The sequence below is a fragment of the Ottowia sp. genome, assembly GCF_046348305.1.
Classification (GTDB): Bacteria; Pseudomonadota; Gammaproteobacteria; order Burkholderiales; family Burkholderiaceae_C; genus Ottowia.
The window spans coordinates 790,965-803,242 of the sequence record NZ_JAXMEM010000003.1 but is presented as its reverse complement, the minus strand read 5'-3'; the positions used below and the strand labels follow the sequence as shown (position 1 = coordinate 803,242).

The window sequence follows — 12,278 nt, the reverse complement described above, 5'->3', positions numbered from 1 at the left end:
TATAACTTTGATAGCTGTTTGCGCCTTTGTGACGGGCGATACAACCGAATTTAAACGTTGATTTGCCGGCGGCAGCCAACGTCCAGGACGCTGCACACGCCGCCGCGCGGTAACCTGCGCCGCCGTCAGGGTCACGTTTGCCGGTCAGCGGGAACGCGCCGACGCCTGCGTAGCATCCAATGACTGACCGCAAGCAAGGAGTCCGGCATGGAACACGCATTCGACCATCTCATCATCGGCGCCGGCATGGCCGGCGCGGCCGCGGCCGTGGCCTTGCGCCAGGCGGACGCCAAGGCCAGCATCGCGCTGCTGGGCGCCGAGGCCCACCCGCCCTACGACCGCCCGCCGCTGTCCAAGGCGCTGTGGAAGGACGGCCAGGAGGCGGACATCTGGCGCCCGATCCAGGACGCCCGAGCCACCCTGCAACTGGGGCGGCGTGCGGTGGCCATCGACCGCGCGGCGCACACGGTGCGCGATGATGCGGGCGACACCTGGCGCTATCGCAAACTGCTGCTGGCCACCGGCGGCGCGGCGCGCACCCTGCCCTTTGGCGAGGGCTTCATTTACCTGCGCACGCTGGACGACTACCGGCGCCTGCGGCAAGCCGTCAAGCCGGGCGCCCGCGCGGTGGTGATCGGCGGCGGCTTCATCGGCAGCGAAATCGCCGCCGCGCTGACGTTGAACGGCGCGCGGGTGAGCATGCTGTTTCCCGAGGCGGCCATTGGCGCGCGCGCCTACCCGAAGGCCTTGGCCGACTCGGTGACGGCCTACTACCGCGACAAGGGCGTGGACGTGCGGGCGGGCGTCTCCGTCAATGGCGCGCGTGGCAACACGCTGGAGCTGACCGACGGCAGCACGCTGGCGACCGATGTGGTGGTGGCCGGCTTGGGCATCACGCCCAACGTGCAACTGGCGCAGGACGCGGGCCTGGCGGTGGACAACGGCATCATCGTCGACGCGCAGCTGCGCACGTCCGACCCCGACATCTTTGCCGCCGGCGACGTGGCGAGCTTTCCGGCTGCGGCGCTGGACCGACGCCTGCGCGTGGAGCACGAGAACGCCGCACTCACCATGGGCGAGCGCGCGGGCCGCGGCATGGCCGGGCAGGACGCACCCTATGACGAGCTGCCCTACTTCTACTCCGACCTGTTCGACCTCGGCTACGAAGCCGTCGGCACGCTGGACGCGCACCTGCAAACGGTGGAGCAATGGGTGACGCCGTATCGCGAGGGCGTGGTCTATTACCTGGACGCCGGGCGCGTGCGCGGCGTGCTGCTGTGGAACACCTGGGACCAGGTCGAGCACGCCCGCAAGCTGATTGCCGAGCCGGGGCCTTTCGACGCCGCCAGCGTGCGCGGGCGCCTGCCGCAGTAGAGCCGGCGCGGCGCAACGGCAACGCCACGGTCACTTGACGCGGTGCAAGGTGTTCTTGTCCGTGTGGTGCATTTCGGCGCCGGTGGCCGCCAGCTTGAGCACCAGGTCCGACGTGTAGCTCAGGGTGTCGGCGTCGGCGAGGGTGAAGGTGCTCTTGAAGTCCATCAGCTGCGCGCGCTCGGACAAATACTTGTTCTGCAAAATGCCGTAGTTGGGCGAGCCCGGCTTGGCATCAAAGTGCAGCACCGTGTCGCGCGGCTTGGCGTCGCCCCCCGCCAGAATGGCAATGCCGCGCCCGAAAACGACGGCGCGCATGATCTGGCCGGTGGCCTTTTCCCACAGCTGGTAGCCGACCTCGTCGTGGAAGGGGTCCATCGCCTCTTCGCCATGGCGCCACGCGGTCATCTTGTAGTTCAGGCCTTCCAGCGACTGCTTGCCGTTTTCCGTCACCGGAATCGGGTGAAACCAGGCTTTCTCGAAGTAGCCGGTGCGGCCGGTCTCGTCGTCCTTGTTGTGATACGACAGGTCGATGCCGACATTGCCCTCCCATTCGCCGACCAGCGGTGTGAGCGGACCCAGGCGCCGCGGACCTTGGATTTCAGCCATGATGGGTCTCCTTGTCTTGGTTGCCAAGGAGCCAGCTTAGCCCTGGCGCATTGACACCACTGGCAAGTCATGATTGGGCCCTGATGGGCCCGGCGCTCAGGGCCCGTAGCGCTTGAGCTCGCGCTGAATGCCTTCGATGTCGGCCTGGTTGCGCGCGATGGAGGCCTTGAGCTCGGCCACGCGGTCCAGGTACTTTTGGTAGTTGCGCGCCTCACCGCCGATCTTGTCGGGCTCGCCGTTGTTGTATTCCTTGGCCAGTTCGGCCTGGCGCGCCTGGGCGCGGCGCAGCTCCTGCTCCAGGATGGCCTTGGCGTCGGCGTCGCGCGCGCGCTGCTCGGCCGGATCGACCCGCGGCGCCGATGCCGGCGCGGTGACCACCGGCTTGGCCGCTCCGCCGCCTGCGGATGCCGCTGCCGGCGAGGTGCCGCGCACCACGGTCACGTTGCCACCTTCCACCGGCTTGCAGTCGCTGCGGCCCTTGATCTGGTTGGTGTATTCGTTGCCACAGCGGTAGATGCGGCCTTGCGCCCACGCGGGCGCGGCCGCGGCAAAAACGGCGGCCAGCACGGCCAAGCCTGCAAGCGTCGAAACCAGCGGGGTGCGCTTCATGTCGATAACCTCAACGGCACGCCGCCCGGGCGCAGCACGCCGGGCGAGCACAAAAACCAAAGTATGAGCGCAATTGAGTGCGCCGACGCCATTGCGTTCCCCCGCCCGCATGAAAAAAGGCGGCCCAGGCCGCCTTTTTGGCATGCTGTGCCCGGATTACAACGAGTAGTACATGTCGTATTCGGCCGGATTGACCTGCATGCGGATGCGCGTGACTTCGCTCATCTTCAGCTCGATGTAGGCGTCCAGCAGGCCGTCGGAAAACACGCCGCCGCGCGTGAGGAAGGCGCGGTCCTTGTCCAGCTCTTCCAGCGCCTGGTCCAGGCTGTGGCACACGGTGGGCACCAGCTTATCTTCCTCGGGCGGCAGGTGGTACAGGTCCTTGGTGGCGGCCTCGCCGGGGTGGATCTTGTTTTCGATGCCGTCCAGGCCCGCCATCAGCAGCGCGGCAAAGCACAGGTAGGGGTTGGCCATGGGATCGGGGAAGCGCGCCTCGATGCGGCGCGCCTTGTCGCTCATCACGTGCGGAATGCGGATGGAGGCCGAGCGGTTGCGGCTGGAGTAGGCCAGCTTGACGGGGGCCTCGAAGTGCGGCACCAGGCGCTTGTAGCTGTTGGTGGTGGGGTTGGTGATGGCGTTGAGCGCGCGCGCGTGCTTGATGATGCCGCCGATGTAGAACAGCGCCGTCTCCGACAGGCCGGCGTAGCCGTTGCCGGCAAACAGGTTCTTGCCGCCCTTCCAGATCGACTGGTGCACGTGCATGCCGCTGCCGTTGTCGCCGTGGTAGGGCTTGGGCATGAAGGTGGCCGTCTTGCCGTAGCGGTCGGCGACGTTCCACACCACGTGCTTCAAGCGCTGCGTCCAGTCGGCGCGCTCGACCAGGGTGCTGAACTTGGTGCCCAGCTCCATCTGGCCGGCGCCGGCCACCTCGTGGTGGAACACCTCGACCGGAATGCCCATTTCTTCGAGCACCAACGCCATCTCGGCGCGCATGTCGTGCGTGCTGTCGACCGGCGCCACCGGGAAGTAGCCGCCCTTGGTGGTCGGGCGGTGGCCGCGGTTTCCGCCTTCCAGCTTGGCGCCGCTGTTCCAGGGCGCCTCGTACTCCTCGATCTGATAGAAGCTGTGGCCCGGCTCGGTGCTCCAGCGCACCTGGTCGAACACGAAGAACTCGGGCTCGGGGCCGAAGAAGGCCGTGTCGCCGATGCCGCTGGCCTTGAGGTAGGCCTCGGCGCGGCGCGCCAGCGAGCGCGGGTCGCGCTCATAGGCCTTGCCGTCGCCCGGCTCCAGCACGTCGCAGGTCAGCACCAGGGTGGGTTCTTCGTAGAACGGGTCGATGTGCGCCGTGGCCGGGTCGGGCATCAGCAGCATGTCGGAGGCCTCGATGCCCTTCCAGCCGGCGATGGACGAGCCGTCGAAGGCGTGGCCGTCGCTGAACTTGTCCTCGTCGAAGTGCGACACCGGCACGCTCACGTGCTGTTCCTTGCCGCGCGTGTCGGTAAAGCGGAAATCTACGAACTTGCACTCGGCATCCTTGACGAGCGTCATGACATCGGCGACGGACTTGGCCATCTTGGGGTTCTCCGGTTGGGGGGGGTAGTCTTGAAAAGGGTCCTGATGATTCATGCAGGTTTCATGCCAGCGCCGAAACCCATGCGAATGGCAGCGCAGCAACCCTGCCGACGCGCATTCTCGCCTGCTTTGGTGCGCCGCTGTGCGCAAGACAAGGCACCGTGCATCCGCTGGCGCACCATTTTGATGCGCACCCATTCGGTGCACACGCCAGCAGGCTCCAGGATGGTGCGCGTCATGGCCGCACGATTTCGGGGCCATAGCGCAGGCCAAAGGGCCCCAGCCAGCGGCGCAGGTCGGCATAGGCCGGCGCCACGGCATCGGGCGTGCCCTTGACGCCCAGGTCGATGTGGGCGCCGTACTGCGGGTGGTCCACGCTGGGCAGGCTGAACACCTTGACCTGCGGGTGCGCGGCCTCCACCCGCTGCATCACGGGCGTCAGCGTGCCTTCCAAGGCGCCCAGGATGATGACCGAGCGCTCCTGCCAGGTGCCGGCGCTGAACCAGTGGCGATAGTTTGTATCGAGCACCCACTCGATCATCGGCCAGGCCATGACCGGGAACCCCGGTGTGAAATAGATAGCGCCTCCCGCAGGCCCGGTGCAGGAAAACCCCGGAATCTTGTTGTAAGGATTGGGAATCAGCGTGGCGCCCTGCGGAAACACGCCCATGTTCAGCCGGTGCAGGTTGTCGGGGCGCTCGGGCTCGTAGGGCTCGCCGCGCTCGCGCGCGGTGTCCTGCATGCGCGCCTGGATCAGGGCCTTGGCCTCGGGGTGCAGCGCCAGGGGCACACCCAGCGCGGCGGCGGCGCAGGGGCGGGTGTGGTCGTCGGGCGTGGCGCCGATGCCACCGGTGCAAAACACCACGTCGCCACTGGCCAAGGCGCGCCGCAGCACGGCGGTGATGCGCGCCGGCTCGTCGCCCACGTATTCGGCCCAGCTGAGCTGAAGGCCGCGCGCGCCCAGCAGTTCAATCACCCGGGGCAGGTGCTTGTCGGCACGCCGGCCCGAGAGGATTTCGTCGCCGACAATGATCAGGCCAAACGCGGGCCGGGCGCTTTCAGGGTTCATGGGGCAAGGCCGGCATGACGGCGTTTTCAGGCTTCAGCACCGGCTCGATCACGCTCCATTGCGGCGCCGCGGGCGCGCCCTGGCGCAGCGCCTGCAAGGCCGCCAGGCCGTAGTGCGTGAACCACAGCGCCGAAAACGCGAACACCAGCGTGTAAATCCACAGCCCCAGCGGCAGCAGCAGCGGAAAGGCCACGGCAAACAACGTGAACGAGGCCCACACCACCGCCGGCGCCGCACCCAGGTAGCCGCAAATGACGCCGATGGCCAAAAGCGGCATGCGGTGCTGGCGCAAGAGGGTGCGGCGCTCGTCCCGCGTGGCGTGCATGTCCAGGGCGTCGTGGCTCATCACGCGGTAGTTCAGCCAGCCCCAGATCAGCGGCGGCACGATCAGGATCAGCGGCGGCACCAGCCACAGCGGCAGCGACAGCACCAGCGCCAGCAGCGCCAGCACCGTGTGCCCCAGCGACCACAGCGCGGCACCCAGCATCGAGTTGGCGCCGCGCCGCTCAAGCGCCGGAAAGCGCCGCTCGGCCACCAGGCGCAGCACGGCCGGCGTCATCAACAGCGCCACCAGCAGCAGCGCGCCCACCACGACCAGCGGCGTGACGGCCAGCACCAGCAGCAGCGGCGCCATGATGCCGCGCACGTTGCCCGCGCCCAGTTGCACCAGCCAGCCCGACACCACGGCCCAGACGCTGGACGCGTCCAGCCACGCGGCAATCGCCGCCACCGCCGCACCCCAGAAAAAGTAGCCCAGCGCCGCGCTGACCGCCAGCATGATGGCCAGCGGCAGCAGCGACAGCAGGATCACGCGCGGGTGCAGGCAGTAGGCCGCGGCGCGCCAGAACGAATCGAGCAGCAGATTCATGGACGCAAGAATACGTCAGGCCAAACCGGCCAGGCGCTTGAGGCCCAGCCACTGCTGCGCCCAGAACCCGCGCCCATAGTCGCGCCCCTGCTCGACCTGGTCGCGGATGCCGGTGGGCTCCAGCCGCGCGCCGAAGTCGACCGAGTCGAAAGCTGCGTCCCACCAAGGCAGCAGCACCCCGAAGTTGACGCCTCGCAAGGACCCGTGGGTGCCGACCTCGTGCCCCAGGCCGATGGCATGGTGGCGCCGGTGAAAGCGCGGGCTGACCAGCAGGCGCTCGCCCAAGCGGCCGAAGTGGCAACGCAGATTGGCGTGTTGCAGGCTTTGCATCAGCTGCGTCACGGCCACCAGCCACACGAACTGCGAGGGCGCCACGCCGATGGCGATCGCCACGACGACGAAGATGGCGTCGGTCAGCGCGCTGTCCAGCAGGTGGTTGCGGTCGTCGCTCCACATCGTCATCTGGCGCTGCGAGTGGTGCACGGCGTGCAGGCGCCACCACCATTCCCACTGGTGCTGGGCGCGGTGCACCCAGTAGCCGATGAAGTCGAACACCACCAGATAGATCGCAAAGCTGACCAGCGCGCGGTCGGTCACGTCGGGCCACAGCTGGTCCAGTTGCAGCGTGGGCATGCCGTGCGCGCGCAGAACGCCGATGCCTTGGGTGAGCCAGGCCTCGACGGTAAAGAACATCGCCAGCTTGAACAGGCCCAGGCGGTGCAGCAGGGTGTAGAGCACGTCCACGCGCACGGCGGCGCGGTCCACCACCGGCTCGGCCGGCCAGCGCCGCTGGGCCGGGCCGATCAACAGCAGCAAGGTGGCCACCTGCAGCAAGCCCACCAGCACCCAGCCGGCGGCGACGAAGCCGTCCTCCAGCAGGTTGCCCAGGCCCAGGGCAAAGGCCGTGGGTTCGATCAGCGACTCGAACAGCCACTGCTGGGCGGCGGCAAACAGGTCGGCGGGGGTCATCTCAGTTGTCCATGGCGCTGCGCGCCACCCGCAGCCGATGAAACGCAAAGAGCCCAATGGCCGCGGAGCAGGCCACGCCAGCGATCGCCGTGGAAGGGCTTGGCCCGCCCACAGGCGATGCCCCCTTGGGGTGGGCGAAACATCGCGCAGCGAGTGGAGACTGGGGGTGTTTCATCTCAACCGCCATGTTGCGCGATCCAGGGCGCGTAGTCCGGGTGCTCGCGCAGGGTGCGAAAGCAAAAGCCGCGCGCCTTCAGGCCTTCAATCAGCGGCTCCAGGTCGGCCGGGGCCCAGGGGTCCTGGCGCGACCAGATGCCCAGGTGGGCCAGCAGGATGTCGCCGGCGCGGATGTGCTTGAGCGCTCGCTCCAGCAGCAGGGCGTTGGGGTATTTGTCGCTGGGCAGCTCGTCGCCCAGAAAGCCGGCGGGCGACCAGCCGACGTGCTTGTAGCCGCACGCTTCGGCCGCGGCCAGCAGGCGCGGCGAGGTCTTGCCGCCCGGCGCGCGAAACAGCGGCAGCGTCTTCTTGCCGCTGTAGTAGGCCAGGCGCTCGCTGGCCTGCTCGATGTTGGCGCAGTACTGCGCAGCCGTCCAGGTGAACTCGCGCCCGGCAAACGCGCCCGCGGAGGGGCGAATGCGAAAGCGCGGCTCGCGCCCCGGCAAGTCGCCGCGCCAATAGGCGTGGTCCCAGGTGTGCGAGGCCAGCTCGTGCCCCTCGGCGGCGCGCGCCTTCCACCACGGGCCCCAGTAGCGGCTGAGGCTGCCATCGCCCTCCTGCGTGCGCTCGTTGGCGGAAAAAAATGTCACGCGAACCTGCTGGCGGCGCAGCACATCGGCCACCAGGTTGGCAATGCCCATGTGGCCGGTGTCGAAGGTGAGGTACACCGGCGCGTCGCAGGTTTGCGAACGAACTTGCGCCCTGGCCCCCGTGGACAGGGCGCCAGCAGCTATCAAACCAAGAGCGTTGCGGCGTTGCATGGAAATGCTTCAAACCCGTCCCGCGTGATCCAGCGTCCACACCCCATGCGGCGACTTGCCCACCTTGACCTGGTACACCACGCGGCGCTGGGCGACGTCGATCAGCGTGAGCTTGCCGGCCCAGCGCGAGCCCACCATGATCAGCGTGCCATCGGCCGACACATCCATGCAGTCGGGCCCCGAAGGTGCCGGAAAGTCGGCCACCACCGCCATGCGCGTGTAGTCGATCTGGCTGATGGTGTTGGCCACCCGGTTGCTGACCAGCACGTGCCGCCGGTCGCCCATGGCCCGAAAGGCGTGCGCGCCCTTGCCCGAGGCGATCTGCCCCACCAGCTTGGGTGCCTTGCCCCCTTCGATGTCGAACACCTGCACGCCGGTGCCGCCGGTCAGGCCCACCAGCAGGTGGCGGTCGTCGGGCGTGCCGAACACGTCGGCGGGCATGGGCCCGGTCTGGACGCGATGCACCAGCGTTTGCGTGGCCAGGTCGATCGCCACCAGCTCGTCGCTGTCCTGCATGCTGGAGTACACCGTGGTGCTGCGGCTGTCGATCCACAGGTGGCTGGGCGTGCGGCCGGTCGGGATGCGCTTGACCAGCGTGGGGTTTTCGCCGTCCCAGCGGTACAGGTCGATGTGGTTCAGGCGGTTGGCCGCCGTGACGAACCAGCGCATGTCGGGCGAAAAGCGCAACTGGTAGGGATCGATCATGCCGCGCAGCGTGCGCTGCACCTGGGCCGTGTGCGGGTCGATGAAGGTGAGCGAGTCGCTGCCGGCGTTGGCCACGATGACCGATTTTTCATCGGGCGTCATGTACAGGTGGTGCGGCTCGCGGCCGGTGGGAATGCGTGCCAGCTCGACAAAGCGTGTGCCGTCGATCACGCTCACGTTGCCGTCCAGCGAATTGAGCACGAAAATGGGCGCGCGCGGGACGGGCCGGGATTGGGCATGGGCCGCGGCCGCACCGGCGCCCAGGCCCAGCGCCAGCAGGCGCCGGCGCGTCAGTTGGGCCCATCGATCATCACGCATCGCAGTCACAGAAGTCGCCTTTGCACAATCGCGCCGCCACAGTCCTGAATTCAGGCGCGCGTGAGTGTACGCCGTGGCGCGGCAAGTTCCCCTAACATTGCTCCATGCAAGCAATCGACATCGACGGCGTCCGGCTCGAGGTGGCCGCCATCGCGGCGCCCGCAGGCAGCCCGGCCGGCCGCGCGCCGCTGGTGTTTTTGCACGAGGGCCTGGGCTCCATCGCCCTGTGGCGCGACTGGCCGGCCAGCCTGTGCGCCGCCACCGGGCGCGCCGGCTGGGTGTATTCGCGCCGCGGCTACGGCCAGTCGAGCGCCGTGCCCAACGTGCGCGGCGCCGGCCGCCTGCAACCCGACTACATGCACCGCGAGGCGCTGCACGTGCTGCCGCGCCTGCTGGCGGCGCTGGGCCTCGAACGCCCGGTGCTGGTGGGCCACTCCGACGGCGCCACCATCGCGCTGATCCACGCGGCGCACCACCCGGTGGCCGCCTGCGTAGTGATGGCCCCCCACCTGATGGTCGAAGACGTCTCGGTGCGCTCCATCGAGCAGGCCCGCCAGGCCTACCAGCACGGGCCCCTGCGCCAGCGCCTGGCGCGCTTTCACGCCGACGTGGACGGCGCTTTCTGGCAGTGGAACGACATCTGGCTGAGCCCCGCGTTCCGCGCCTTCGACATCCGCGACGAATGCCGCGCCATCACCGCGCCCCTGCTGGCCATCCAGGGCCTGGACGACGAATACGGCACGCTGGCGCAAATCCACGACCTGCAGCGCGCCGCGCCGCATGCCCGGCTGCTGGAAGTGCCCGCCTGCGGCCACTCGCCGCACCGCGACCAGCCCTCAGCGGTCAACGCGGCGATTGCGGCGTTTCTGGACAGCATCGCCTGAGCCATCACGCGGGCGGCGGCGCCAGCAAGGCCAGATCGCCCTCGCCCAGCCAGCGCCACTGCCCCGGCGCCAGGTCGTGGGGCAACGCCAGCCCCCCGATGCGCGAGCGATGCAGCGCCTCGACGCGGTTGCCCACCGCCGCCACCATGCGCTTGACCTGGTGGTACTTGCCCTCGGTCAGGGTCAGGCGCAGCTGGTGCTCGGCGACGGCCTCGGCAGCAAAGGCACGCACCGGGCGCGGGTCGTCGTCCAGCACCACGCCGGCACGCAGGCGCTGCAGCTGGCGCTCGTCCAGCGGGTGCTTGGTCGTCACCTCGTACACCTTGGGCACGTGGCGGCGCGGCGCGTTCATGCGGTGGATGAAGGCGCCGTCGTCGGACAGCAGCAGCAGGCCCGTGGTGTCCTGGTCCAGCCGGCCCACGGCCTGCACGCCCTGCACCTTGCCGGGCGCGGGGCGCTGGCGCAGCGGCGCGGGCAGCAGGGTGTAGATGCTGGGCCAGGCGCCGGGGCGGTGCGAGCACTCGGTGCCGGCCGGCTTGTGCAGCATCAGGTAGGCACGTTCGCGGTATGGCCACGTGGCGCCTTGCACGGCAAAGGCGAAGCCCGGGTCGGCGACATCCATGCGCGCGCCCGCATCGGTGCAGGGCTGCCCGCCCACGCTGACCAGGCCGCGCTCGATCAGCCCGGCGCACACGCGCCGCGTGCCGAAGCCCTGTGAAAACAGCAAATCGTCCAAACGCATCGCTCACCTTTGCGCCACTTGGGCGCAGGGCCTCACGGCCCCCGCCTTGACCTGCATCCAATTGTGACTTTCTATGCAGATGACCGGATTTTCGTCCACGCCAAGCGACTGTCTCGCCTTTGCGGCACACCAAAGTCAGTCTAAAGTTGCAACACGCTGATTACTCGGCGGACATGCATAAAAAAACAAGCCGGCAACGGCGATCTGCTCAGGGAAAAACACGATGAACGCGTTGGGGCAAGGGTTGGGGCTGGGCCTGCTGCTGGCAGCTGCCGCGCTGGGCGCGGTGTGGCTGTCGCGGCAGGCAGCCGCCGGGCGGCAAAAGGCGCGCCGCGCGCCGCAGGCGGTGGCGGTGCAGCCACGCCCGATGCTGGGCCGCGGCGAGTTGCCGATCTGGCACTGGCTGCGCCAGGTTTTCCCCGAGCACGCCATCATGGTCAAGCTGCCACTGACGCGCTTTTCCATGCCGCGCGACCCGGCTGCGGCCAATGACCTGTTTGCCATGTTGGGCGGGCTGTATTGCACCTTTACCCTGTGCGACAACCGAGGCCGCGCCGTCGGCTGCGTGGACGTGATCGGCGCGCGCAAGCTCTCGCGCGGCAACCGCCAACTCAAGCAAACGCTGCTGTCGCAGTGTCGCGTCGGCTATTGGGTGCTGACAGCCGATACCCTGCCCGAGCCTTGGGCGATCCGCGCGGAGTTTCTGGGCCACGGCGCCGACGGCACGCAGCCGCCCGCGACGACCGAGCCCGATGAGCTGAGAACGGCGCGCGACAACCTGGTCGAGACGCTGGATCGCAAACGCAGCGACCGCCGCTCGCAGATGGCGCCGCTCGAGGCCGGCGACGGCGCCTCACGCATCACCGACTGGGGTCAGCCCGACTCGTTTCCGGTGCCGCTGGACGACTCCCGCACGACGCTGCGCTGACGCCGCCCCACGCCCCCGGCGCTCAATCAACCAGGCGGATGAACTCGCGCCGGTAGTGCTCCAGCTCGTCGATCGACTCGTGCACGTCGGCCAGCGCCGTGTGCAGTTGCCGCTTCTTGAAGGCCTGCATCACCTCGGGGCGCCAGCGCCGCGCCAGCTCCTTGAGCGTGCTGACGTCGATGTTGCGATAGTGAAAAAACGCCTCCAGCCGGGGCATGTACTTGACCAGAAAGCGCCGGTCCTGGCCAATCGTGTTGCCGCACAGGGGTGACTGCCCCTTGCCGACGTAGCGCTGCAAGAACGCCAGCACCTGGTCCTCGGCCTGCGCCTCGGTCAGCGTGGACGCCTTGACCCGGTCGGTCAGGCCGCTGCGCCCGTGGGTGCCCTGGTTCCAGCTGTCCATGGCGTCCAGCACCGCATCGCCTTGGTGGATCACCAGCACCGGGCCTTCGACGCGCGGCGTCAGTTGCGGGCCGGTGACGATCACGGCAATTTCGATGATGCGTTCCTTCTCCGGGTCCAGTCCGGTCATCTCGCAGTCGAGCCAGACGAGGTTCTGCTCGGACTTGGCCAGTTGGACGCTGGCTTCGGGGGCTTGGGCGGTTTCAGTCATGCCCCGGATTGTCCACGGGCGCGGCGCCCATGCGCCCCCATCCG

The 12,278-nt window shown here is 68.5% G+C and carries 14 protein-coding genes; 3 read left to right on the top strand and 11 right to left on the bottom strand.

The annotated features are described in order from the left end of the window. The first annotated feature begins 207 nt into the window (after window positions 1-207). Window positions 208-1,374: an NAD(P)/FAD-dependent oxidoreductase gene (locus U1F38_RS03850; RefSeq protein ID WP_409985715.1), complete on the top strand. Its 1,167-nt coding sequence runs from the start codon at window positions 208-210 to the stop codon at window positions 1,372-1,374. 30 nt (window positions 1,375-1,404) lie between these two features. Here U1F38_RS03850 and U1F38_RS03845 read toward each other — a convergent pair whose 3' ends face one another. From U1F38_RS03845 to U1F38_RS03805, 9 genes are all read right to left on the bottom strand, one after another. After that, a complete protein-coding gene (locus U1F38_RS03845; RefSeq protein ID WP_409985714.1) occupies window positions 1,405-1,980 on the bottom strand; it encodes a heme-binding beta-barrel domain-containing protein in 576 nt (191 codons plus the stop codon). A gap of 96 nt (window positions 1,981-2,076) precedes the next feature. After that, window positions 2,077-2,589, bottom strand: coding sequence for a hypothetical protein (locus U1F38_RS03840; protein ID WP_409985713.1), 513 nt, complete (start codon window positions 2,587-2,589; stop codon window positions 2,077-2,079). 156 nt (window positions 2,590-2,745) lie between these two features. Further along, entirely contained in the window at window positions 2,746-4,161 is a 1,416-nt protein-coding gene (gene glnA / locus U1F38_RS03835) for a type I glutamate--ammonia ligase (protein WP_409985712.1), read from the bottom strand. Window positions 4,162-4,211: 50 nt separating this feature from the next. Beyond that, entirely contained in the window at window positions 4,212-4,400 is a 189-nt protein-coding gene (locus U1F38_RS03830) for a hypothetical protein (RefSeq protein WP_409985711.1), read from the bottom strand. After that, window positions 4,397-5,230 (bottom strand): competence/damage-inducible protein A, encoded by an 834-nt coding sequence (locus U1F38_RS03825; protein ID WP_409985710.1) that lies wholly within the window; start codon window positions 5,228-5,230, stop codon window positions 4,397-4,399. The genes U1F38_RS03830 and U1F38_RS03825 overlap by 4 nt, the downstream gene beginning before the upstream one ends. After that, complete coding sequence (locus tag U1F38_RS03820) at window positions 5,220-6,098, bottom strand: EI24 domain-containing protein (protein WP_409985709.1); 879 nt, start codon at window positions 6,096-6,098, stop codon at window positions 5,220-5,222. Before U1F38_RS03820 ends, U1F38_RS03825 begins: the two co-directional genes overlap by 11 nt. Before the next feature lie 15 nt (window positions 6,099-6,113). Continuing rightward, a complete protein-coding gene (locus U1F38_RS03815; protein ID WP_409985708.1) occupies window positions 6,114-7,067 on the bottom strand; it encodes a sterol desaturase family protein in 954 nt (317 codons plus the stop codon). 176 nt (window positions 7,068-7,243) lie between these two features. Then, complete coding sequence (locus tag U1F38_RS03810) at window positions 7,244-8,044, bottom strand: polysaccharide deacetylase family protein (RefSeq protein ID WP_409985707.1); 801 nt, start codon at window positions 8,042-8,044, stop codon at window positions 7,244-7,246. A 9-nt stretch (window positions 8,045-8,053) separates the two neighbouring features. Next, entirely contained in the window at window positions 8,054-9,067 is a 1,014-nt protein-coding gene (locus tag U1F38_RS03805; RefSeq protein WP_409985706.1) for a cytochrome D1 domain-containing protein, read from the bottom strand. Between the two features lie 104 nt (window positions 9,068-9,171). Between U1F38_RS03805 and U1F38_RS03800 the strand changes: the two genes are divergently transcribed. Then, window positions 9,172-9,951 (top strand): alpha/beta fold hydrolase, encoded by a 780-nt coding sequence (locus U1F38_RS03800; RefSeq protein WP_409985705.1) that lies wholly within the window; start codon window positions 9,172-9,174, stop codon window positions 9,949-9,951. A gap of 4 nt (window positions 9,952-9,955) precedes the next feature. Here the strand turns inward: U1F38_RS03800 and U1F38_RS03795 are convergent, their stop codons facing one another. Next, complete coding sequence (locus U1F38_RS03795) at window positions 9,956-10,693, bottom strand: pseudouridine synthase (protein ID WP_409985704.1); 738 nt, start codon at window positions 10,691-10,693, stop codon at window positions 9,956-9,958. 223 nt (window positions 10,694-10,916) lie between these two features. Between U1F38_RS03795 and U1F38_RS03790 the strand changes: the two genes are divergently transcribed. Beyond that, a complete protein-coding gene (locus U1F38_RS03790) occupies window positions 10,917-11,621 on the top strand; it encodes a hypothetical protein (protein WP_409985703.1) in 705 nt (234 codons plus the stop codon). Between the two features lie 22 nt (window positions 11,622-11,643). Here the strand turns inward: U1F38_RS03790 and orn are convergent, their stop codons facing one another. Continuing rightward, window positions 11,644-12,234 carry an oligoribonuclease gene (gene orn / locus U1F38_RS03785; protein WP_409985702.1) on the bottom strand — a complete coding sequence of 197 codons (591 nt, stop codon included), beginning with the start codon at window positions 12,232-12,234 and terminating at the stop codon, window positions 11,644-11,646. Window positions 12,235-12,278: the final 44 nt, after the last annotated feature.